General features: G+C 72.8%; 18 protein-coding genes. 10 read left to right on the top strand and 8 right to left on the bottom strand.

The window, feature by feature from the left end:
- On the top strand, positions 1-623 hold a 623-nt coding region (locus tag E4U92_RS17145; protein WP_479681749.1), incomplete at its 5' end, for a glucose-6-phosphate isomerase.
- Between the two features lie 77 nt (positions 624-700).
- Positions 701-1,210 (top strand): DUF2087 domain-containing protein, encoded by a 510-nt coding sequence (locus tag E4U92_RS37250; protein WP_190046387.1) that lies wholly within the window; start codon positions 701-703, stop codon positions 1,208-1,210.
- 31 nt (positions 1,211-1,241) lie between these two features.
- Here the strand turns inward: E4U92_RS37250 and E4U92_RS17135 are convergent, their stop codons facing one another.
- The 3 genes from E4U92_RS17135 to E4U92_RS17125 all read right to left on the bottom strand — a co-directional run bounded on the left by E4U92_RS17135 (position 1,242) and on the right by E4U92_RS17125 (position 4,979).
- Entirely contained in the window at positions 1,242-3,548 is a 2,307-nt protein-coding gene (locus E4U92_RS17135; protein WP_137301297.1) for an ABC transporter permease, read from the bottom strand.
- A gap of 118 nt (positions 3,549-3,666) precedes the next feature.
- Positions 3,667-4,422 (bottom strand): ABC transporter ATP-binding protein, encoded by a 756-nt coding sequence (locus E4U92_RS17130; protein ID WP_137301296.1) that lies wholly within the window; start codon positions 4,420-4,422, stop codon positions 3,667-3,669.
- A gap of 44 nt (positions 4,423-4,466) precedes the next feature.
- On the bottom strand, positions 4,467-4,979 hold the full coding sequence (locus E4U92_RS17125; RefSeq protein ID WP_137301295.1) for a PadR family transcriptional regulator: 513 nt from the start codon (positions 4,977-4,979) through the stop codon (positions 4,467-4,469).
- Between the two features lie 125 nt (positions 4,980-5,104).
- Here E4U92_RS17125 and E4U92_RS17120 point away from each other — a divergent pair, with 125 nt between their 5' ends.
- The 5 genes from E4U92_RS17120 to E4U92_RS17100 all read left to right on the top strand — a co-directional run bounded on the left by E4U92_RS17120 (position 5,105) and on the right by E4U92_RS17100 (position 11,774).
- The gene (locus E4U92_RS17120; protein WP_137301294.1) at positions 5,105-6,376 is read left to right on the top strand and encodes an ABC transporter substrate-binding protein; all 1,272 of its coding nucleotides are present in this window, start codon (positions 5,105-5,107) and stop codon (positions 6,374-6,376) included.
- Positions 6,377-6,541: 165 nt separating this feature from the next.
- Entirely contained in the window at positions 6,542-8,167 is a 1,626-nt protein-coding gene (locus tag E4U92_RS17115) for a glycoside hydrolase family 13 protein (protein WP_174863912.1), read from the top strand.
- Positions 8,168-8,248: 81 nt separating this feature from the next.
- Positions 8,249-9,577 carry an ABC transporter substrate-binding protein gene (locus E4U92_RS17110; RefSeq protein ID WP_137301293.1) on the top strand — a complete coding sequence of 443 codons (1,329 nt, stop codon included), beginning with the start codon at positions 8,249-8,251 and terminating at the stop codon, positions 9,575-9,577.
- A gap of 2 nt (positions 9,578-9,579) precedes the next feature.
- Positions 9,580-10,938: a carbohydrate ABC transporter permease gene (locus tag E4U92_RS17105; protein ID WP_137301292.1), complete on the top strand. Its 1,359-nt coding sequence runs from the start codon at positions 9,580-9,582 to the stop codon at positions 10,936-10,938.
- Positions 10,935-11,774, top strand: coding sequence for a carbohydrate ABC transporter permease (locus E4U92_RS17100; RefSeq protein ID WP_137301291.1), 840 nt, complete (start codon positions 10,935-10,937; stop codon positions 11,772-11,774). The genes E4U92_RS17105 and E4U92_RS17100 overlap by 4 nt, the downstream gene beginning before the upstream one ends.
- Positions 11,775-11,865: 91 nt before the next feature.
- On the opposite strand, the gene pgl is transcribed toward E4U92_RS17100, so the two are convergent.
- Genes pgl through tkt form a run of 5 tightly spaced genes read right to left on the bottom strand, consistent with a single transcriptional unit; the run spans position 11,866 to position 18,616 of the window.
- Positions 11,866-12,648 (bottom strand): 6-phosphogluconolactonase, encoded by a 783-nt coding sequence (gene pgl / locus E4U92_RS17095; RefSeq protein WP_137301290.1) that lies wholly within the window; start codon positions 12,646-12,648, stop codon positions 11,866-11,868.
- A complete protein-coding gene (opcA, locus tag E4U92_RS17090; RefSeq protein WP_137301289.1) occupies positions 12,645-13,838 on the bottom strand; it encodes a glucose-6-phosphate dehydrogenase assembly protein OpcA in 1,194 nt (397 codons plus the stop codon). The genes pgl and opcA overlap by 4 nt, the downstream gene beginning before the upstream one ends.
- On the bottom strand, positions 13,835-15,373 hold the full coding sequence (gene zwf / locus E4U92_RS17085) for a glucose-6-phosphate dehydrogenase (protein WP_137301288.1): 1,539 nt from the start codon (positions 15,371-15,373) through the stop codon (positions 13,835-13,837). Before zwf ends, opcA begins: the two co-directional genes overlap by 4 nt.
- Before the next feature lie 4 nt (positions 15,374-15,377).
- Positions 15,378-16,496 carry a transaldolase gene (tal, locus tag E4U92_RS17080; RefSeq protein ID WP_137301287.1) on the bottom strand — a complete coding sequence of 373 codons (1,119 nt, stop codon included), beginning with the start codon at positions 16,494-16,496 and terminating at the stop codon, positions 15,378-15,380.
- A gap of 32 nt (positions 16,497-16,528) precedes the next feature.
- On the bottom strand, positions 16,529-18,616 hold the full coding sequence (gene tkt / locus E4U92_RS17075) for a transketolase (protein WP_137301286.1): 2,088 nt from the start codon (positions 18,614-18,616) through the stop codon (positions 16,529-16,531).
- 347 nt (positions 18,617-18,963) lie between these two features.
- Here tkt and E4U92_RS17070 point away from each other — a divergent pair, with 347 nt between their 5' ends.
- From E4U92_RS17070 to E4U92_RS17060, 3 genes are all read left to right on the top strand, one after another.
- Positions 18,964-19,917, top strand: coding sequence for a heme o synthase (locus E4U92_RS17070; RefSeq protein WP_168725143.1), 954 nt, complete (start codon positions 18,964-18,966; stop codon positions 19,915-19,917).
- 92 nt (positions 19,918-20,009) lie between these two features.
- Positions 20,010-20,330, top strand: a complete 321-nt coding sequence (locus tag E4U92_RS17065) for a hypothetical protein (protein ID WP_137301284.1) — start codon at positions 20,010-20,012, stop codon at positions 20,328-20,330.
- A 72-nt stretch (positions 20,331-20,402) separates the two neighbouring features.
- The gene (locus tag E4U92_RS17060; RefSeq protein WP_137301283.1) at positions 20,403-21,506 is read left to right on the top strand and encodes an amidohydrolase family protein; all 1,104 of its coding nucleotides are present in this window, start codon (positions 20,403-20,405) and stop codon (positions 21,504-21,506) included.
- Positions 21,507-21,511 lie beyond the last annotated feature (5 nt).

Below are 21,511 nucleotides of genomic sequence, written 5' to 3'. Positions count from 1 at the left end.
ACTACCTGTCCAAGTTCACCGCGTATCTGCAGCAGTTGGACATGGAGTCCAACGGCAAGTCGGTGGACCGCGAGGGACGCCCGGTCGAGTGGCAGACCGGACCGGTCGTCTGGGGCACCCCCGGCACCAACGGACAGCACGCCTACTACCAGCTCATCCACCAGGGCACCAAGCTCGTCCCCGCAGACTTCATCGGCTTCGCCGAGCCGGTCGACGAGCTGGACGACACCCTGAAGGCGCAGCACGACCTGCTGATGGCCAACTTCTTCGCGCAGACCCAGGCGCTGGCCTTCGGCAAGACCCCCGAGGAGGTCCGCGCGGAGGGCGTCCCGGAGGAGCTGGTGGCCCACAAGACGTTCCGGGGCAACCACCCCACGACCACCATCCTCGCCCGCGCGCTGACCCCGTCGGTGCTCGGCCAGCTCATCGCGCTGTACGAGCACAAGGTGTTCGTCCAGGGCGCGATCTGGAACATCGACTCCTTCGACCAGTGGGGCGTGGAACTGGGCAAGGTCCTCGCCAAGCGCGTCGAACCCGCCCTCACCGAGGGCGCCGACGTCCCCGGCCTGGACGCCTCCACGCAGGCCCTGGTCGCCAAGTACCGTGAGCTGCGCGGTCGTTAAACCGGATGCGGCAGTCCACTCGGCCGGGTGACACTGACGCCTCCGTCCCGTCCGTGTCACCCCGCCGAGAGGTACCGATGGACCGACTGCTCGCCGCCCTCGCCGATCCGCAGCGCCTCAGGGTGTACGCCAGGATCGTGCTCGACGACCTCCCGCCGGCCGAGGAGGGCGCACCCGCGGTGCGCGGTCACCTCGGGAAGCTGCTCGCCGCCGGTCTGGTCGAGCGGCTGCCGGACGGCTCCCTGAGCGCCGACCCCTCGGTGTTCCGGCGCGTCCGGCCGACGCGGGACAAGGCACCGCCCGGGGTGCCGCGTGCCCTCTCCGGGTTCTTCGCGCAGGGCAGGCTGACCGCCATACCGGTCCGCCCGGCGGTCCGCCGGGAGCTGCTCTCCCACCTCACGGACAGCTTCTTCGACCCCGACCGCAGTTACAGCGAGCGCGAGGTCAACGACGCGTTCCGCACCGTCCACGACGACACCTCGGCGCTGCGCCGGTACTGCGTGGAGAGCGGCCTGCTGGTGCGGGAGCTGGACGGCAGCGGCTACCGGCGCGTCAACGGGCTGGCGGAGACGACGGGCACCGGCTGAGGCCAAGGGGTCACCGTCACCCCCTCCTCACTCACGCCACCGCGCTGAGCGTGTCCGCCAGCCGCCTGCGGGCCGCGCGGGCCGCAGGCACGGCGGCGAGGGCGGTCGCGCCGAGCACCGCGGCCCCCGCGAGCAGCGCCACCAGCGCGGGGGAGGGGCTCTGCGCGATGCCCGCGCCGATGCCGCTCGACCGGCCCTGCGCGTCGATGATCCAGTGCGCCAGCGGCAGCCCCAGCGCCAGCGCGGCGAGCACCGCCACCAGCGTCGTACCGCCCATGGCCGTGACCGTGATCGCGGTGATCTGGCGCGGGGACAGCCCGATCGCCTTCAGGGCCAGCAGGTCGCGCTCGCCCTCGCGGACCGTGCCGCCGATCGCGGTCAGCAGCTCGATCAGCCCGATCAGGGCGAGGACCGCGATCAGCCCGACGACGACGCCGCGCAGCGCGGACAGCCCGTCGGCCGGGTTCGGCACCGTGTGCAGGTCGAGCCGGCCGCCGCCGGCCTCGGTGAGCCGGCCGGCCACCTCGTGCGGGTCGGCGCCGGGGACCAGCCGGAGCTGGTAGAGCGTGGGGCGCAGCGCGGGGTCGTTCTCGCGCAGGGTGTCCAGCGAGGTGGACACCACCCGGCCGGCGTTCTCCGGCTCGATGCTGCGGCCCACGATGTGCAGGACCTGCGGCTGGTCGCCCACGGTCATCCGTACCCAGTCGCCCACCCGGACGTCCAGCAGGTCGAGCAGGCCCTGCCCGGCCACCGCCTCGTCGGGACCGCGCGCCGCCCGGCCCTCGGCCAGGGCGTACGGGTAGGGGTCGGCGTGGGTGCCGAGGCCGCGCAGGGCGATGGTCGCGGTCTGGCCCGGCACCAGGGCGGCCACCTCCACGCCCGGGTAGGCCGCGGCGACCTGCGGGTCGCCCTCCAGCAGGGCGCGCGCCCGGGCGTCGGTCAGCCCGGCGTCGGCGCGGGCGGTCAGCGCGGCGGGCAGGCCGATCCGCTCGGGGCTGCCGTGCGCGCGGTCGATGGTGGTCCACGCGCTCAGCGCGACCACGATCAGCAGCAGCGGCAGGGCGAGCCGGGCGACGGTGCCCAGCGACCGGCCCCGCTGCGTGGCGGCCGTGTGCCAGCCCAGGACCAGGGCGGGCGACACCCGTACCCCGGCGACCCGCACGCCCAGGGCGCGCAGCCCCCACGGGCCCGACCCGGTGAGCCGGCCGCCCGCCGGCCCCGCGGGCCGCGGCACCGGCACCGGCGGCACCCGCCCCGCCCGCCAGGCCGCGAGGCCCGTCGTCGCGCCGATGAACAGCACCACGCCCACCGGCACCGCGGACAGCGCCATGGCGTGCCCCGGCAGGCCCTGCCACACGCCCACCGCGTCCCCGAGCCGCCCGGGCACCCGCTCGCCCAGCGCCTCAATGAGCGCGGCGGCCGCCACGGCGCCCAGCAGGGCGTACGCCAGGTGCTGGAGCAGGAACACCCGGACGACCTGGCCGGGGGTGAAGCCGATCGCCTTCAGCACGGAGATGTCCCGCAGGTGGCCGCGGATACGGGTGCCGATCGCCCCGTGCACGGCCAGGCAGGCGGCGATCAGCGCGCCCAGGCCGAACAGGCCGAGCACCTGGCCGAGCAGCCGGTAGTCGCCCTGGGCCTCGGCGCGGGCCTGCGTCCAGGTGGAGACCTCGCCGATCGCCCCCGCGCCCAGCAGGGTCACGGCACGCTGCACGGCGTAGTCCGTGCCCTCCGGGTCGGCCAGCCGCATGCCGACGACCTGGGCGTCGGGGTCGGGCACGGCGGACGGCAGCGCCCACACCAGGCCGGGCTGCTCGCCCGGCCGGTAGCGGGGCTCGGCACTGTCGGCGACCCCGACCACCGTCAGCCGGCGGGTGGTGCCCGTCTCGGTGAGCGTGTCGCCGGGCTGGGCCAGCAGGGCGCGGGCGAGCCCGCTCTCCAGCACCACCCCGTCGGGCACGGCGGCGTCCAGCCAGTGGCCCGCGGTGAGCAGCGGCCGGCCGACGGCAGGCTGCTCGGACACGCCGCGCAGTTCCACGGAGGCCCGGCTGCCGCGCGAGGCGAGCGTGGCCGAGGCGGTGGGGAAGGGGCCCGCGACCGCCTCGACGCCGTCCAGCGCGGCGAGCTTCCCGGTGTCGGCGGTGGGCGCCGTGTGCAGCCACACGTGGGCGCCGCGCGCCTGGGTGAAGACGCGCTGCCAGGGGTTGGTCGCGTACCCGAACAGGGCGGTGGCCAGCAGCAGCGAGGCGACGACGCCGGCCGTGGCGAGCACCAGGAACAGCGCCTCGCCGCGGTGCGTGCGCAGGTCGGAGTGGGCCCAGCGCAGGGTGGCTCGCACGGGCGTCACCACTCGCCCGGCGCGCGCCGGGCGCACGGGCGGCCGCCGCGGGCAGCCGGCCAGGTCACGGCAGTCATGTCAGCCCCTCCGCTCCGGGACCCGGGACACGGCAGTCATGTCAGTCCCTCAGCTCCAGCACCCCGGAGATCCCGGCCCGGCGCGGCGGCGTGCCCCCGTCCAGTCGCGCGTCGTCGACGATCCGTCCGTCGAAGAAGCTGATCACCCGGTCCGCGGCGCTGGCCAGCCGGGCGTCGTGCGTGACGAGGAGGATGGTCTGGCCGCGCTGGTGGAAGCGGGACAGCAGCCGCATGACCTCGCGGGTGCCCTTGCTGTCCAGGCTGCCCGCCGGCTCGTCCGCCAGCAGCAGCGGGGGGTGGTTGACCAGGGCGCGGGCCAGCGCCACCCGCTGCTGCTCCCCGCCGGACAGCTCGCCCGGCATGCTGCGCTCCTTGCCCTCCAGGCCCAGCTCGGACAGCAGCCGGGCCCGCTCGGCGCGGGCCTTCTTCGGCGGGACCCCGGCGAGCAGGGCGGGCAGTTCGACGTTGTCGGCGACGGACAGGCTGGACACCAGGTTGAAGAACTGGAAGACGATCCCGATGCGGGTGCGGCGCTCGACGGCCCAGCGGGCCTCGGTGTAGGCGTCCGTGCTGGTGCCGTCCAGCCGGATGCTCCCCGCGTCCGGCCGCTGGAGCCCGCCCAGCAGGTGCAGCAGGGTCGACTTCCCGGCCCCGGACGGCCCGGTGATCGCCACGAACTCGCCCCGCCGCACGGACAGGTCCACCCCGCGCACGGCGTGCGCCGGGGCGCCCTCGCCGTGGTGCGTCTTGACCAGCCCCTCGGCGCGCAGCACCTCGGCGGGACGGTCGTCGCTCACCCCAACTCCTCCAGCTCGTCCGGTTCGTGCAGCTCCACCGGTTCCTACAGGTCCTCGAGCTCCTCCTGGCAGCGCTCCAGCCAGTCGAGGTCGGCCTGCAGGTGCAGCATCGCGCCCTCGATGAGCAGGTGGGCGATGCGGTTGTCCCGGTCCTCGGCGGAGGCCAGCCGCGACAGCTGGCGCATGGTGTTCAGGTACTGGCGCCGCTGCAGGTTGATCAGGGCGATCTGGTCGGCCAGACCGGTCCGCGGGGCCAGCGCCAGCTTCATGAAGAACTCGTCGCGCACCCGTGGCTCGTCCTCGGGCTCGGCGAACCAGACGCGCAGCGCCTCCCGGCCGGAGTCGGTCAGGTGGTAGACCTTCTTGTTGGGCCGGCCGGACTGCTCGACGTCCTCCCCCTCGATCAGTCCCTGCTTCTCGAGGCGGCCGAGGGTGACGTAGATCTGGCCGACGTTCGGCTGAGGGTACGCGGAGCCCAGCAGTTGCTCAAGGTCCTGCTTCAGCTCGTAGCCGTGCGCCGGGCCGCGCGCCAGCAGGGCCAGGAGGGGCAGCCGCACTCGTGCTCTCCTCCCGCGTCCCGAGTAATGTGCCGCAGGCCCTAGTATCGCGCATACCTAACAGGTATACATGGCCTCTGACTCCGTGCGAAGACGCCCGGTGCCAGGTGTACAGGGAGGAACCTATGCGGTGGATCCACGCCGCCGGTAGGGGCCTCCTCGTTCTCGTCGTGGTCCTGACCGGTTACGTCGCCTCCGGGGCGCGGGCCGGCGACGGCCCCGCGGGCGGCCGGGGCCCGCTGACCCTCGCCACCGCCGGCGACCTCACCGGCTACCTGGGCCCGCTGCTGCAGGGCTGGAACCGCACCCATCCCGGCGAGCGGGTCACCCTCGTCGAGCTGCCCGACGCGGCCGACGAGACCCACGCCCAGATGGTCACCGACCTGCGCGGGGGCGAGCGCGGCCGCTTCGACGTGCTGAACATCGACGTGAACTGGACCTCGGAGTTCGCCGCAGCGGGCTGGATACGCCCGCTGCCGCGCGAGCGCTTCCCGCTGGGGGCGTTCCTGCCGCCGGTCGTCGACACCGCCACCTACGACGGGCGCCTGTACGCCGTCCCGTACGTCACCAACGCCGGGCTCCTGCTGTACCGCAAGGACGTCCTCGCCAAGGAGGGCGTCCCGCCGCCGCGCACCTGGGCCGAACTGGAGCGGGCGGCGCGGACGATCGCGCCGAAGTACGGACTCGACGGCTACGCGGGCCAGTTCCTGCCGTACGAGGGCCTCACGGTGAACGCGGCCGAGGCCGTCTACTCGGCGGGCGGCACGATCCTCGGCGACGAGGGCGAGCGCGTCACGGTCGACTCCGCCGCCGCCCGCGAGGGCATCGGCTTCCTGGTGCGCGGGGTGCGCGAGGGCTGGATACCGAAGGCGGCGCTGACGTACAAGGAGGAGGAGTCCAAGCAGGCGTTCCAGGACGGCCGGCTGCTCTTCCTGCGCAACTGGCCCTACGCCTACGTCGTCGCGTCGGCCCCGGGCTCCCCGGTCGCCGGGCGGGTCGGCGCCGTGCCGCTGCCCGGGCCCGACGGGCCGGGGACCAGTGTCCTCGGCGGCTCCAACCTGGCCGTCACCACCCACGCGCGCCACCCCGACTCGGCCGCCCGCCTGATCGCCTACCTCACCGGCGAGGCCGTCCAGCGCCAGGTCCTCACGCGCGGCGCGCTGCCGCCGGTACGCGCCGACCTGTACGACGACCCGGAGCTGGTCCGGCGCTTCCCCTACCTGCCGACGCTGCGCGAGAGCGTGCTGAGTGCCGCCCCGCGCCCCAAGAGCCCGCGCTACGACCAGGTCAGCCTCGCCGTCCAGGCGGTCCTGCACGACGCGCTGACCGGCCACGCCACGCCCGCGCAGACGGTGCGGCGGCTGGCCCGCGAGCTGGCGGCCATCTCCCACCGCTAGGCGAGCCCCCACGCCCGCCGGGTCACCTAGTTACATGTTAGGTAACGGGCACATCTCATCTTGCTGCCGCATGCCCTGGTTCATCCGCTTTTGGGACGTCAACCGGCCAGTGACGCCTGTTCTTTTCATTGACACCCTCGCGACACGGCTACCTAACATGCATGCATGTTGAGTAAGCACCGCTGGTGGCGCGACGCCGTGATCTACCAGGTGTACGTCCGCTCCTTCCTGGACAGCACCGGCGACGGCGTCGGCGACCTGGCCGGCGTCCGGGCCGGACTGCCGTACCTGAAGAAGCTCGGGGTCGACGGGATCTGGCTGAGCCCCTTCTATCCCTCGCCGCAGCACGACCACGGCTACGACGTGGCCGACTACTGCGACGTCGACCCGCTCTTCGGCGACCTCGCCGAGTTCGACCGGCTGGTCACGGCCGCCCGGCGGCTCGGGGTCCGGGTGCTGCTCGACATCGTCCCCAACCACTGCTCCAGCGCGCACCCGTGGTTCACCGAGGCGCTGGCCGCCGGACCCGGCAGCGCCGCCCGGGCCCGCTTCCACTTCGCCGACGGCCGCGGACCGGACGGCGCCGAGCCGCCCAACAACTGGCACGCGATGTTCGGCGGCCCCGCCTGGACCCGCGTCACCGAGGCCGACGGCCGCCCCGGCCAGTGGTACCTGCACATGTTCACGCCCGAGCAGCCCGACTGGAACTGGCGCACCCCCGAGGTGCCCGCCGCCTTCGAGCGGATCCTGCGCTTCTGGCTGGACCGGGGTGTCGACGGGTTCCGCATCGACGTCGCCGCCGGCCTCTTCAAGCACCCGGACCTGCCGGACTCGGACGACCCCGAGGCCGACGCCCGCACCCGCGACTCGGTCAACCCGCTCGCCTGGAACCGGCCCGAGGTGCACGACGTGTGGCGGCGCTGGCGCGCGGTCTGCGAGGAGTACACCGCCCGCGACGGCCGCGAACGCCTCCTGGTCGGCGAGGTCTCCGTGCCCACCGCCCGCGAGCACGCCCGCTACGTCCGCCCCGACGAGCTGCACCAGGCGTTCTTCTTCGACCTGCTGAGCGCCCCCTGGAACCCGGACGCCTTCCGCAAGGTCATCTCCGAGGCCATGCAGGACATCGCCGGCACCGGCTCCACGGTCACCTGGGTCCTCAACAACCACGACCAGGTGCGCACCGTCACCCGCTACGGCGAGCCCACCCCCGAGGGCAGCGGACTCGGCCCCGCCCGGGCCCGCGCCGCCGCGCTGCTGATGCTGGCGCTGCCGGGGGCCGCGTACATCTACCAGGGCGAAGAACTGGGCCTGCCCGAGGTCGTCGACCTGCCCGACGACGTGCTGACCGACCCGATCTTCCGCCGCACCGGCAGCCGGGCCCGGATCCGGGACGGGTGCCGTGTGCCGCTGCCCTGGTCGGGGCAGGCATCGCCGTTCGGGTTCACCTCCGGCACGGAGGGCGCCAAGCCGTGGCTGCCCCAGCCCGAGTACTTCGCCGAGTACGCCACCGACCGGGCCCTGGCCGACACCCGCTCCTTCTGGCACCTGTACCGGGACGGCCTCCACCTGCGGTCCGCGCTGCCCCAGTTGGGCGACGGCACGCTGCGCTGGCTGGACACCCCGCCCGGCGTCCTCGCCTTCGCCCGCGGCGAGGACCTGGTCTGCGCCGTCAACTTCGGCACCGCCCCCACCCCCGCGCCGGTCCCCGGCACCCCGCTGCTGGCCAGCGCCCCCTGCCCGGCCGGCGTGCTGCCCGGCTCGACGGCCGCCTGGTGGATCAGGGACCTCTGATCAGCGATCACCAGCGATCACTGAACCCGCGTCCCTTTTCTGAGCCTCCGTCAGTTTCCCATTCCCGAAGGGACATCAACGATGATGCGACGACGCACCACCCTGCTCACCGGCTGCACCGCCCTCGTCCTCGCGCTCGGCGCGACGGCCTGCGGCGGCAGCGGACCCGTCTCGGCCGGCGGCGGCGACAAGGCGCTCAGCGGCCAGACCGTGAGCGTGGCCGGCGTCTGGTCCGGCACCGAGCAGAAGAACTTCCAGAAGGTGCTGGACGCCTTCACGGCCAAGACCGGCGCGAAGACGCAGTTCACCTCGACGGGCGACAACGTCTCCACCGTCGTCGGCAGCAAGATCGAGGGCGGCAACGCCCCCGACGTCGTGATGGTCCCGCAGGTCGGCGTGCTCCAGCAGTTCGCGAAGAAGGGCTGGCTCCAGCCGCTGTCTGCCACCGCGCAGAAGTCCGTGACCGCCGACTTCGCCCCCGTCTGGAAGAACTACGGCAGCGTCGACGGCACCCTGTACGGCCTCTACTTCAAGGCCGCCCACAAGTCGACCGTCTGGTACAGCCCCGACGCCCTCGACCAGGCCGGCGTCAAGCCCCCGGCCACCTTCGACGACCTGCTGAAGGCCGGGCGCGCCGTCTCCGACTCCGGTCTGGCCGCCTTCTCGGTCGCCGGACAGGACGGCTGGACGCTCACCGACTGGTTCGAGAACGTCTACCTCTCCCAGGCCGGCCCCGAGAAGTACGACGCCCTCGCCGCCCACCGGCTGAAGTGGACCGACCCGAGTGTCGTCCAGGCCCTGCAGACCCTCGGCGCGCTGTTCAAGGACAAGCAACTCGTCGCGGGCGGCCCGAAGGAGGCCCTGAACACCGACTTCCCCGGCTCGGTCGAGAAGGTGTTCGGGCCCAAGCCCGAGGCCGGCATGGTCTACGAGGGCGACTTCGTGGCCGGAGTCGCCAAGGACCAGTTCGGCCGGGCGATCGGCGAGGACGCGGACTTCTTCCCCTTCCCGAAGGTCGGCGCCGGGCAGGCACCCGTGGTCAGCGGCGGAGACGCGGCCGTCGTCCTGAAGGACGGCAAGAACCACCGGGCCGGCATGGCACTCCTGGAGTACCTCGCCACCCCCGAGGCCGCGGCCGTCTGGGCCGGCGCGGGCGGCTTCCTCTCTCCGAACAAGAAGCTCGACCTCGCCTCCTACGGCGACGACGTCACCCGCGCGACCGCCAAGTCCCTCGTCGAGGCCGGCGACTCGGTGCGCTTCGACATGTCCGACCAGGCCCCCGCGGCCTTCGGCGGCACCAAGGGCGCCGGCGAGTGGAAGATCCTCCAGGACTTCCTGCGCGACCCGTCCGACCCCAAGGCCACGGCGGGCCGGCTCGAAGCCGCGGCGGCCAAGGCGTACCAGGGCTGACCATGACCACGACCCTGGTGAAAGAGACGCGCGCCCCGGCCGCCCCCGGCCCCGTCGGCGCACGGCGCACCCGGCGGCGGGGCCGGGTCGCCGCCCTGCTGTTCGTCTTCCCCGCCCTGCTGCTGCTCGGCGCGCTCGTCGTCTACCCGGTGCTGTTCTCGGTCGGCCGCAGCTTCTTCGACGCCTCCGGGACCCGCTTCGTGGGCGGTGACAACTACACCGAGATGTTCCGCGACCCGGCGACCGTCAAGGCCGTCCGCAACACCGCGATCTGGGTCGTCGTCGCCCCGGCGCTGCTGACCGGCCTCGGCCTGATCCTGGCCGTGCTGGTGGAGAAGGTCCGTTGGGCCACCGCCTTCAAGCTGCTGCTGTTCCTGCCGATGGCGGTGTCCTTCCTCGCCGCCGGCATCATCTTCCGGCTCGCCTACGACGAGGACCCCGACAAGGGCGTGCTGAACGCCGCCGTGGTCTCCGTCCACGACGCCTTCCAGGACTCCTCGACCTACCCGACGACACGGGCCCGCGACGGCCAGGGCCTGACCAAGGGCCGGGACGGCTCCTACAGCACGAGCGGCGCACTCGCGCCGGGGCGGACGGTGGCGCTCGGCCTGGTCGGCGTCCGCCCCGGCGACCTGCCCGGCTCGGCCCGGCCCGCCTCCCCGGCGGCGGCCCGCGCGGCGGCCCCCGGCGAGCTGCGCGGCGTCGTCTACCTGGACTTCACGCCGGGCGGGGGCGGCAGACAGGGCGCCGTCGACCCGAAGGAGAGCGGCCTGCCCGAGATGACGGTCCAGGCCGTGCGCGACGGGCGGACGGTCGCCACCACGACCACGGCGGCCGACGGATCGTTCCGCTTCGCCGGCCTGTCCGACGGCGCGTACACCGTGCGCCTGCCCGCCGCCAACTTCGCCCCGCCCTACGAGGGCGTCTCCTGGCTCGGCCCGGCGCTCGTCACCCCGGCGATCATCGGGGCGTACCTGTGGATCTGGACCGGGTTCGCCATGGTGCTGATCGGCGCCGGCCTGGCGGCGCTGCCCCGGGACGCGCTGGAGGCGGCGCGCATGGACGGCGCCAACGAGTGGCAGATCTTCCGCCGGATCACCGTCCCGCTCCTCGCCCCCGTGCTCACGGTCGTGTTCGTGACGCTCGTGATCAACGTGCTGAAGGTCTTCGACCTCGTCTACATCATCGCCCCCGGCCCCGTGCAGGAGGACGCCACCGTGCTCGCGACCCAGATGTGGCTGGTGTCGTTCGGCGGCGGCAACAACCAGGGCCTCGGCAGCGCCCTCGGCGTGCTGCTCCTGCTGCTGGTGATCCCGGCGATGGTCTTCAACGTCCGCCGCTTCCGAAGGAGTCAGCGATGAACGCGGTCCGGCGCGGCCTCGGCAACGCCGTGGTGCAGGCCTTCCTCGTGGTGATCGGCCTGGTGTGGATGACGCCGCTGGCCGGGCTGTTCCTGTCCTCGCTGCGGTCCGCCGAGGACACGGCCAAGGGGGGCTGGTGGACGGCGTTCGCCGCCCCCGGGCAGCTCTCCTTCGACAACTACTCCGCCCTGCTGCAGAACGCGGGCATCACCCGGGCGTTCTGGAACACGGTCCTGATCTCCGTGCCCACCACCGTCCTGGTCGTGGTCGTCGCGGCGCTCGCCGGATACGCCTTCGCCTGGCTGGACTTCCCCGGCCGCGACACCGTCTTCCTGGTCGTGGTGGCCCTGCTGGTGGTGCCCGTGCAGATCGGTCTGCTGCCGGTGGCCAAACTCTTCGGCGAACTGGGCCTGTTCGGCACGATCCCCGGTGTGGTGCTCTTCCACGTGGCCTACGGGCTGCCGTTCGCGGTGTTCCTGCTGCGCAACTACTTCGCCGAGATGCCGAAGGAGATGCTGGAGGCGGCCCGCATGGACGGCGGCAGCGAGTGGCGCATCTTCACCCGCCTGGTCCTCCCGGTGGGCCGGCCCGCCATCGCCAGCCTCGCCATCTTCCAGTTCCTGTGGGTGTGGAACGACATGCTGGTCGCCCTGCTCTTCGCGGACAGCTCCTCCCAGCCGCTGACCGTGGAACTCCAGTCGCAGATCCGCCAGTTCGGCAGCAACATCGACGTCCTGGCGCCCGGCGCGTTCCTGTCCCTGATCGTGCCGGTGGCCGTGTTCTTCGCGTTCCAGCGGCACTTCGTGCAGGGGGTGATGGCGGGGTCGGTGAAGTGACGCGGCCCGGGCGGGACCTGACACCCGCCCCGCCGTACACCGAAGGGGCCGGACCCGCGCGGGTCCGGCCCCTCAGGGGGTGCCTCGTCGATCAGGGCGACGCCGGCGGGTACAGCGAGCGGGGGAGCTGGGAGGCCGCCGCCGTGTCCAGCAGCCACAGGGTGCGGGCACGGCCGCGCGCGCCCGCCGCCGGGGCCTGGATCTCGCCCGCACCGGACAGGGCGATCGCCGCCGCCCGGGCCTTGTCCTCGCCGGCCGCCAGCAGCCACACCTCGCGGGCCGCGCGGATCGCCGGGAGGGTCAGGGTGACCCGGGTCGGCGGGGGCTTGGGCGCCCCGCGCACGCCGACCACCGTGCGTTCCGTCTCGCGGACCGCTGGCAGCTCCGGGAACAGCGACGCCACGTGGGTGTCCGGGCCGACGCCCAGCATCAGCACGTCGAAGGTCGGCACCGCCCCGTGGTTCTCGGGGCCGGCCGCCCGCGCCAGCTCCTCGGCGTAGCTCTCCGCCGCCGCCTCGACGTCCGTGCCGTGCGGACCGTCCGACGCGGGCATCGCGTGCACCCGCTTCGGGTCCAGCGGTACGGCGTCCAGCAGGGCCTCGCGGGCCTGCGTGACGTTGCGCTCCGGGTCGCCCTCGGGCAGGAACCGCTCGTCGCCCCACCACAGGTCGAGCCGGCCCCAGTCGACGGCGTCCCGGGCGGGCTCGGCGGCCAGCGCGGCCAGCAGGCCGTTGCCGTTGCGGCCGCCGGTGAGGACCACGGACGCGTGACCCCGGGAGGCCTGCGCGTCCACGATCCTCGTGATCAGCCGGGCCGCGGCGGCCTGCGCCATCAGCTCCTTGTCGCGGTGCACGACCAGCTGCGGGGTGCTCACTTCGCGGCCCCCTTGGTCACCGGCTCCGGCGCCGCCGCCTCGCTCGCGGGAGCTTTCGCAGCCTCCTCGACAGGGGTCTCCACGGCTTCCCGCTTCCCGTCCCCGTCGTTCCCGTCGGCTGCGTCGGCCGACCCGGCTCCGTCGGCTCCTTTGGCCACCGCTTCCGGCGCCTCCGGTTCCGCGGCGGCCGCCCCGGCGGCCTCGCCGTCACCGGCGCCGACGGTGTCGTCCCCGTCGGCTGCGAACGCCTCCGCCGCGTCCGACGTGGCGTTCAGCCGGTCCACGCCGTAGCGCAGCGCCGACGCGTAGGTGTCGTCCGGGTCCAGCCTGCGCAGTTCCTCGGCTATGAGCTCGGCCGTGTCCCGGCGCTTGAGCGCCACCGCGCGGTCCGGCTGGCCCTGGATGGACAGGGTGGCCAGCGAGCCGTCCGCCCGGTCCAGCACGACCGGGCCGCAGTCCGTCGACATGCGCACCGCGGTCAGCCCCGGCCCGCCCGACAGCGTGCGCTTCACCGGCACGTCCAGGCGGTCCGCGAGCCACATCGCCAGCAGCTCGCAGCTCGGGTTGAACTCCTCGCCCTCCACCTCGACCGACTCCACCCGGCAGTTCACCTGGTCCAGGGCCGCGGCCAGCATCGAGCGCCAGGGCGTGATGCGGGTCCACGACAGGTCGGTGTCGCCGGGGGTGTAGGTCTCGGCGCGGGCGGTGAGCTCGCGCACCGGCTGCTCGGCGGCGTAGGTGTCGGTGACCCGGCGCTGTCCGAGGGCACCCAGCGGGTCCTTCGCCGGGTGCAGCGGCGCGTTCACCGGCCACCAGACGACGACCGGCGCGTCCGGCAGCAGCAGCGGCAGCACGACCGACTGGGCGTGGTCGACCACCTCGCCGTACAGCCGCAGCACCACCGTCTCGCCGCTGCCCGCGTCCGCCCCGAGCCGCACCTCGGCGTCCAGCCGGGACTGCGTGCGGTCGCGCGGGGAGCGGGAGACGCGCTTGACGACCACCAGCGTGCGCGAGGGGTGTTCGCGCGACGCGTCGTTGGCGGCCTTCAGGGAGTCGTAGGCGTTCTCCTCGTCGGTGACGATGACCAGCGTGAGCACCATGCCGACGGCCGGGGTGCCGATGGCGCGGCGGCCCTGCACCAACGCCTTGTTGATCTTGCTGGCCGTGGTGTCCGTGAGGTCTGTCTTCATGGCCGGCGCCAGCTCCGTCCCTCTCGTGCGAGCATCTCGTCCGCCTCGACGGGCCCCCAGGTGCCGGCCGGGTACTGGGCGGGCTTGCCGTGGGTGTCCCAGTACTCCTCGATCGGGTCGAGGATCTTCCAGGACAGCTCGACCTCCTCGGTGCGCGGGAAGAGGTTGGAGTCGCCCAGCAGGACGTCCAGGATCAGCCGCTCGTACGCCTCGGGGCTGGACTCGGTGAACGACTCGCCGTAGGCGAAGTCCATCGACACGTCCCGGATCTCCATCGACGTGCCCGGCACCTTCGAGCCGAAGCGGACCGTGACGCCCTCGTCCGGCTGGACCCGGACCACGATGGCGTTGGAGCCCAGCTCCTCGGTGGCGGTGGTGTCGAAGGGGGAGTGCGGCGCCCGCTGGAAGACCACCGCGATCTCGGTGACCCGGCGGCCCAGCCGCTTGCCGGTGCGCAGGTAGAAGGGGACGCCCGCCCAGCGGCGGTTGTCGATCTCCAGCTTCACGGCGGCGTAGGTGTCGGTCTTCGACTTCGCGTCGATGCCGTCCTCTTCGAGGTAGCCGACCGCCTTCTCGCCGCCCTGCCAGCCGGCCGCGTACTGGCCGCGCACGGTGTGCGCGCCCAGGTCCTCCGGCAGCCGGACCGCGCCGAGCACCTTGGTCTTCTCCGCCGCGAGCGCGTCGGCGTCGAAGGAGGCGGGCTCCTCCATCGCGGTCAGCGCCAGCAGTTGCAGCAGGTGGTTCTGGATGACGTCCCGGGCGGCGCCGATGCCGTCGTAGTAGCCGGCGCGGCCGCCGATGCCGATGTCCTCGGCCATGGTGATCTGCACGTGGTCCACGAAGGACCGGTTCCAGATCGGCTCGAACATCGTGTTGGCGAAGCGCAGCGCCAGGATGTTCTGGACGGTCTCCTTGCCCAGGTAGTGGTCGATGCGGAAGACCTGGTCCGGGGCGAAGACCTCGTGGACGATCGCGTTGAGCTCCTCGGCCGACTTCAGGTCGTGGCCGAAGGGCTTCTCGATCACCGCGCGGCGCCAGGCGCCGTTCTTCTGGTCGGCCAGCCCGTGCTTCTTGAGCTGCTGGATGACCACCGGGAAGGAGCGCGGCGGCACCGACAGGTAGAAGGCGAAGTTGCCGCCCGTGCCCTGCGCCTTGTCCAGCTCCTCGATCGTGCCGCGCAGCCGCTCGAAGGCCTCGTCGTCGTCGAAGGTGCCCTGCACGAAGCGCATCCCCTGGATGAGCTGCTGCCAGACCTCCTCGCGGAAGGGGGTGCGGGCGTGCGCCTTGACCGCGTCGTGGACCTCGGCGGCGAAGTCCTCGTGCTCCCACTCGCGGCGGGCGAAGCCCACGAGGGAGAAGCCCGGCGGCAGCAGACCCCGGTTGGCGAGGTCGTACACGGCGGGCATGAGCTTCTTCCGGGACAGGTCGCCCGTGACGCCGAAGATGACCAGGCCCGACGGCCCCGCGATGCGCGGGAGCCGTCGGTCCGCGGGGTCACGGAGCGGGTTCGCCCCGGATCCGGAGGTGGAGGCCAAGACGTCAGCCCTCCGAGGGGGCGAGGCGCTCCAGCTCCGCCTCGGTCGACTTCAGCAGGTCGGTCCAGGACGCCTCGAACTTCTGGACGCCCTCCTCCTCCAGCAGCTGCACCACCTCGTCGTACCCGATGCCGAGCTTCTCCAGGGCGTCGAGGTCGGCGCGGGCCTGCTCGTACGTCCCGGCGATGGTGTTGCCGGTGATCGAGCCGTGCTCCTCGGTGGCCTGCAGGGTGGCCTCCGGCATGGTGTTGACCGTGTTCGGCGCGACCAGGTCGTCGACGTACAGGGTCGGCTTGTAGGCCGGGTCCTTCACGCCGGTGGAGGCCCACAGCGGACGCTGCTTGTTGGCGCCCGCCTTCTCCAGGGCCTGCCAGCGGTCGGAGGAGAAGACCTCCTCGTACGCCTGGTAGGCCAGGCGCGCGTTGGCCAGGGCGGCCTTGCCGCGCAGCGCCTTGGCCTCGTCGGTGCCCAGCGCGTCGAGGCGCTTGTCGACCTCGGTGTCCACGCGGGAGACGAAGAAGGACGCCACGGAGTGGATCTGCGACAGGTCCAGGCCGCGCTCCTTGGCCTTCTCCAGGCCGGTGAGGTAGGCGTCCATCACCCTGCGGTAGCGCTCCAGCGAGAAGATCAGCGTGACGTTGACGCTGATGCCCAGGCCGATGGTCTCGGCGATCGCCGGCAGACCCGCCTCGGTGGCCGGGATCTTGATGAGCGCGTTGGGCCGGTCCACCAGCCAGGCCAGCTGCTTGGCCTCGGCGACGGTGGCCTTGGTGTTGAAGGCCAGGCGCGGGTCGACCTCGATGGAGACCCGGCCGTCCTGGCCGTCGGTGGCGTCGAAGACCGGGCGCAGGATGTCGGCGGCGTCGCGGACGTCCGCCGTGGTGATCATGCGGATGGCCTCTTCGACGGAGACCTTGCGGGCGGCGAGGTCGGACAGCTGCTGGTCGTAGCCGTCGCCCTCGGAGATCGCCTTCTGGAAGATCGTCGGGTTGGTGGTGACGCCCACGACGTGCTGCTGGTCGATCAGCTCGGCGAGGTTGCCGGACGTGATCCGCTTGCGCGACAGGTCGTCCAGCCAGATCGCGACGCCTTCCTCGGAGAGGCGCTTCAGTGCGTCTGTCATGGAATTACATCTCCTACGGTCGTGTGTGAGCGTCAGCGCTGGGCGGCCGCGAGGGATTCCCGCGCCTTGGCGGCCACGTTCTCGGCGGTGAAGCCGAACTCGCGGAAGAGCACCTTGCCGTCGGCCGAAGCACCGAAGTGCTCCAGGGAAACGATGCGGCCGGCGTCCCCGACGTACCGGTGCCAGGTGAGACCGATCCCGGCCTCGACGGCGACACGGGCCTTCACGGACGGCGGGAGCACGCTGTCCCGGTACCCCTGGTCCTGCTCCTCGAACCACTCCACGCACGGCATCGACACCACCCGGGTCGGCACGCCGTCGGCCTGGAGCTGCTCACGCGCCTCGACGGCCACGTGCACCTCGGAACCGGTCGCGATGAGCACGACCTGCGGCTCGCCGCCCTCGGCCTCGGCCAGCACGTAACCGCCGCGGGCCGCGTCCTCGTTCGGCTCGTAGGTCGGCACGCCCTGCCGGGTGAGGACCAGGCCGGTCGGGGCGCCCTTGCCGTACACCTTGGTCCACCGCTTGAGGACCTCGCGCCAGGCGATCGCGGTCTCGTTGGCGTCCGCCGGGCGGACGACGTTCAGACCGGGGATGGCGCGCAGCGACGCCAGGTGCTCGACCGGCTGGTGGGTCGGGCCGTCCTCGCCGAGGCCGATGGAGTCGTGCGTCCAGACGTACGTCACCGGCAGGTGCATGAGGGCCGACAGGCGCACGGCGTTGCGCATGTAGTCGGAGAACACCAGGAAGGTGCCGCCGTAGGCGCGGGTGTTGCCGTGCAGGGTGATGCCGTTGAGCTCCGCGGCCATGGCGTGCTCGCGGATGCCGAAGTGCACGGTGCGGCCGTACGGGCTCGCCTCGGGCAGCGGGTTGCCCTCGGGCAGGAACGAGGACGTCTTGTCGATCGTGGTGTTGTTGGAGCCGGCCAGGTCGGCGGAGCCGCCCCACAGCTCCGGGATGACCGCGCCGAGCGCCTGGAGCACCTTGCCGGACGCGGCACGCGTGGCCACACCCTTGCCGGGCTCGAAGACCGGGAGCTTCTCCTCCCAGCCGGTGGGCAGCTCGCCCTTGGCGATCCGGTCGTACTCGGCGGCGCGCTCGGGGTTGTCGTCCCGCCACTGCTGGTACGACTTCTCCCAGACGGCGCGGGCCGCCCGGCCCCTGTCCAGGGCCTTGCGGGTGTGCGCGAGGACCTCGTCGGCGACCTCGAAGGTCTTCTCCGGGTCGAAGCCGAGGACGCGCTTGGTGGCGGCCACCTCCTCGTCGCCGAGCGCCGAGCCGTGGGCGGCCTCGGTGTTCTGGGCGTTGGGGGCGGGCCAGGCGATGATCGAGCGCATCGCGATGAAGGACGGCCGGTCGGTGACCTGCTTGGCCGCCTCGATCGCCTCGTACAGCGCGTGCGGGTCGAGGTCGCCGTCGGGCTTCGGGGCGACGCGCTGCACGTGCCAGCCGTACGCCTCGTACCGCTTGACGGTGTCCTCCGAGACGGCCGTCTCGGTGTCGCCCTCGATCGAGATGTGGTTGTCGTCCCACAGCAGGACGAGGTTGCCCAGCTTCTGGTGGCCGGCCAGCGAGGACGCCTCGGCGGAGATGCCCTCCTGCAGGCAGCCGTCACCGGCGATGCAGAAGACGAAGTGGTCGAAGGGGGACTCGCCCTGCGCCGCCTCCGGGTCGAACAGGCCGCGCTCGTAGCGGGCGGCCATGGCCATGCCCACGGCGTTGGCGACGCCCTGGCCCAGCGGGCCGGTCGTCGTCTCCACGCCCGCGGTGTGGCCGTACTCCGGGTGGCCCGGGGTCTTCGAGCCCCAGGTGCGGAACGACTCCAGGTCCTCCAGCTCCAGGCCGAAGCCGCCCAGGTAGAGCTGCGTGTAGAGGGTCAGGGACGAGTGGCCCGCGGACAGCACGAAGCGGTCGCGGCCGACCCAGTCCGGGTCCGACGGGTCGTGCCGCATCACCTTCTGGAAGAGGGTGTAGGCGGCGGGCGCCAGGCTCATCGCCGTACCCGGATGGCCGTTGCCGACCTTCTGTACGGCGTCGGCGGCCAGGACGCGGGCGGTGTCCACGGCCCGCTGGTCCAACTCGGTCCACTCGAGGTCTGTGGTGGTCGGCTTCGTGCTCACCCTGAGTCAGGGCTCCTCTCCACATGTCGAATAACCGGCGACTGGTCGCCTACCGGCCGTAGCTGAGCCTACCCCCGTGGGACGTGCATTCTTTCGGGTCGTTCCAGAGTGCCGGGAGTCGTCCCGACGCGCCTGCTGACCTGCTCGTGTCCGCCGTCCACAAGTGATTACGCAGCCGCTCATCCGACGTCTCAATCGTGTCGTCGTCCGCACGTCGGAGCGCGTGCGCCAACACGAACCGACCCCCGCGAATGTCCGGGTCTGGGCAACGTCTACAGTGGCGTGGTACGCGCGAGCCCTTTACCGCCGGTTCACCCGGGAGGCTCGCTGGGATGTCTCTGTCAGGGGTGTGCGTGACGGCCGTTGAATCCCGTCCTGCGGGGCTACTCGGTGCGAGCAAGAGCCCGAGCCGTCGGCCGTTCGGGGCCCGGGTCAAGGGGTTCGTGGCGCTGACCAAGCCGCGGATCATCGAGCTGCTGCTCATCACCACCGTGCCGGTGATGTTCCTGGCCCAGCAGGGTGTCCCCGACCTCGGCCTGGTCGTGCTCACCTGTGTGGGCGGCTACCTGTCGGCGGGCGGCGCCAACGCGCTGAACATGTACATCGACCGGGACATCGACGCGCTGATGGACCGCACCTCGCAGCGGCCCCTGGTCACCGGGATGGTCAGCCCGCGCGAGTGCCTCGCCTTCGGCATCTCCCTCGCGGTCGTCTCCACGCTGCTGTTCGGCTTCACCGTCAACTGGCTGAGCGCCTGGCTCTCCCTCGGCGCACTCCTCTTCTACGTCGTCGTCTACACGATGATCCTCAAGCGCCGTACCGCGCAGAACATCGTCTGGGGCGGCATCGCCGGCTGCATGCCGGTGCTGATCGGCTGGTCGGCCGTGAAGGACTCGCTGTCCTGGGCGCCGGTCATCCTCTTCCTGGTCATCTTCTTCTGGACCCCGCCGCACTACTGGCCGCTGTCCATGAAGGTCAAGGACGACTACGCGCGCGTGGGCGTGCCGATGCTCCCGGTCGTCGCCTCCAACAAGGTGGTCGCCCGGCAGATCGTGCTCTACAGCTGGGTCATGGTCGGCGTCTCGCTGCTGCTCACCCCGCTGGGCTACACCGGCTGGTTCTACACGGCGGTCGCCCTCGTGTCGGGCGGCTGGTGGCTGTGGGAGGCACACGCGCTGCAGAACCGCGCGAAGGCCGAGGTGACGGGCGCGAAGCTCAAGGAGATGCGCCTGTTCCACTGGTCGATCACCTACGTGTCGCTGCTGTTCGTGGCGATCGCGGTCGACCCGTTCCTGCGCTAGGCGCGTTCCCCTGCCGCTCCAGCCCACCCTGAGGCAAGGGTCACTGCGCCCGCCCGTCGCCGAACGATCTACCCCTCGGTAACATCCTGCTCATGGCAGACACGCAGCAGGTTGACCCGAAGGCCGAGCGCAAGGTCGCCCGGCTCGCCCAGCGCATCAGCACCTTCGCCCGGGCCCACGGCGGCGCCGAGGGCCAGGTCTCCTACGTGGGGGAGCGCGGCGCCCGCATCGTGCTCGTCGGCGAGGACGGCGACTGGGGCGACCTGGTGGCCCCGACCTTCGAGATCGCCGAGCAGGCGGTGGCCAAGGCCGGCATCACCCGCCACGAGTCCTTCGACGGCGAGTTCGCGGCCAAGGTGACCACGGGCCCGTACGAGTGGAAGCGCATGGCGGGCATCCAGCTCGGCGGCTGACCGCCGGCGGGCGGTACCCCGGTCCCGGTTCACCCGTTAGGACGTGTGACAGCGCCTACACGGGGAGCCCGGATGATCGACCCCTCGTCCCTCGTGGACCAGTACTGCCACGGCATCCTCAGAACGGAACTGGGCCTCGGCACCTTCGAGGCCCAGCTCGCCCGCACCGAGGGCCCGCCCGCGCCCGGCACCACCCTCTTCGACACCCAGACGGGCTTCGCCGTCCGGCGCTGGTGCCCGCCCCTGCTCGGCCTGGAACCCCACTGCCCGCCCGCCCTGTACCTGGCCCGCCGCCGGGAGCTGGGGTTCCTCGAGGCGGGCCGCAGGCTGCTGCGCGGCAGCGGCATCACGACCTACCTGGTCGACACCGGGCTGCCCGGCGACCTCACCCCGCCCGACGAGATGGCCGGCGCCGGGGGCGGCGAGGCGCGGGAGATCGTCCGGCTCGAACTGCTCGCGGAGCAGGTCGCCGACACCTCCGGCACCGTGGAGTCCTTCCTCGCCAACCTCGCCGAGTCGGTGCACGCCGCCGCCGCGCACGCCGTGGCGTTCACCTCGGTCGCGGGCCTGCGGCACGGCCTCGCGCTCGCGCCGGAACCGCCCGGCCCCGGCGAGGTCAGGGGCGCCGCCGGACGCTGGCTCGGGGACCGCCGGGTCGGCGGGGAGCTGACCGACCCCGTGCTGCTGCGGCACCTGCTGTGGATCGCGGTCGCCTCGGGGCTGCCGGTGCAGTTGCACGCGGGGCTGGGCGAGCCCGGGGCGCGCACCGACCGCACCGACCCGGTCCTGCTCACCGACTTCGTGCGGGCCACGGCCGGCCTCGGCGCCCACCTGGTTCTGCTGCACGGCTACCCCTACCACCGCCACGCCGCCCACCTGGCCGGCGTCTTCCCGCACGTGTACGCCGACGCGGGTGCCGCGCTGGTGCGCACCGGCGCCCGGGCCGCGGGCGTCCTCGCGGAGATCCTGGAGCTGGCCCCCTTCGGCAAGATCCTGTTCTCCAGCGGGGCCGGCGGGCTGCCCGAGCTGCACGTGGTGGGGGCGCAGCTGTTCCGCGGGGCGCTGGCCCGGGTGCTGGGCGACTGGGTGGCCGAGGGGGCGTGGTCGCCGGACGACGCGCAGCGCGTCGCCGGGATGATCGCGGCGGGCAACGCACGCCGGGTGTACGGGCTCTGAGCGGG

It is taken from the genome of Streptomyces galbus (assembly GCF_005280195.1).
Classification (GTDB): domain Bacteria; phylum Actinomycetota; class Actinomycetes; order Streptomycetales; family Streptomycetaceae; genus Streptomyces; species Streptomyces galbus.
Note: the sequence above shows the minus strand (reverse complement) of the source record. Positions and strands in the feature narration are given on the sequence as shown.

What these genes read in the sequence shown, in the direction of transcription:
- E4U92_RS37250 (WP_190046387.1), top strand. Translation starts at nt 701, where the DNA reads ATGGACCGACTGCTCGCCGCCCTCGCCGATCCGCAGCGCCTCAGGGTG.
- E4U92_RS17120 (WP_137301294.1), top strand. Translation starts at nt 5,105, where the DNA reads ATGCGGTGGATCCACGCCGCCGGTAGGGGCCTCCTCGTTCTCGTCGTG.
- E4U92_RS17115 (WP_174863912.1), top strand. Translation starts at nt 6,542, where the DNA reads ATGTTGAGTAAGCACCGCTGGTGGCGCGACGCCGTGATCTACCAGGTG.
- E4U92_RS17110 (WP_137301293.1), top strand. Translation starts at nt 8,249, where the DNA reads ATGATGCGACGACGCACCACCCTGCTCACCGGCTGCACCGCCCTCGTC.
- E4U92_RS17105 (WP_137301292.1), top strand. Translation starts at nt 9,580, where the DNA reads ATGACCACGACCCTGGTGAAAGAGACGCGCGCCCCGGCCGCCCCCGGC.
- E4U92_RS17100 (WP_137301291.1), top strand. Translation starts at nt 10,935, where the DNA reads ATGAACGCGGTCCGGCGCGGCCTCGGCAACGCCGTGGTGCAGGCCTTC.
- opcA (WP_137301289.1), bottom strand. Translation starts at nt 13,838, where the DNA reads ATGAAGACAGACCTCACGGACACCACGGCCAGCAAGATCAACAAGGCG.
- tal (WP_137301287.1), bottom strand. Translation starts at nt 16,496, where the DNA reads ATGACAGACGCACTGAAGCGCCTCTCCGAGGAAGGCGTCGCGATCTGG.
- E4U92_RS17065 (WP_137301284.1), top strand. Translation starts at nt 20,010, where the DNA reads ATGGCAGACACGCAGCAGGTTGACCCGAAGGCCGAGCGCAAGGTCGCC.
- E4U92_RS17060 (WP_137301283.1), top strand. Translation starts at nt 20,403, where the DNA reads ATGATCGACCCCTCGTCCCTCGTGGACCAGTACTGCCACGGCATCCTC.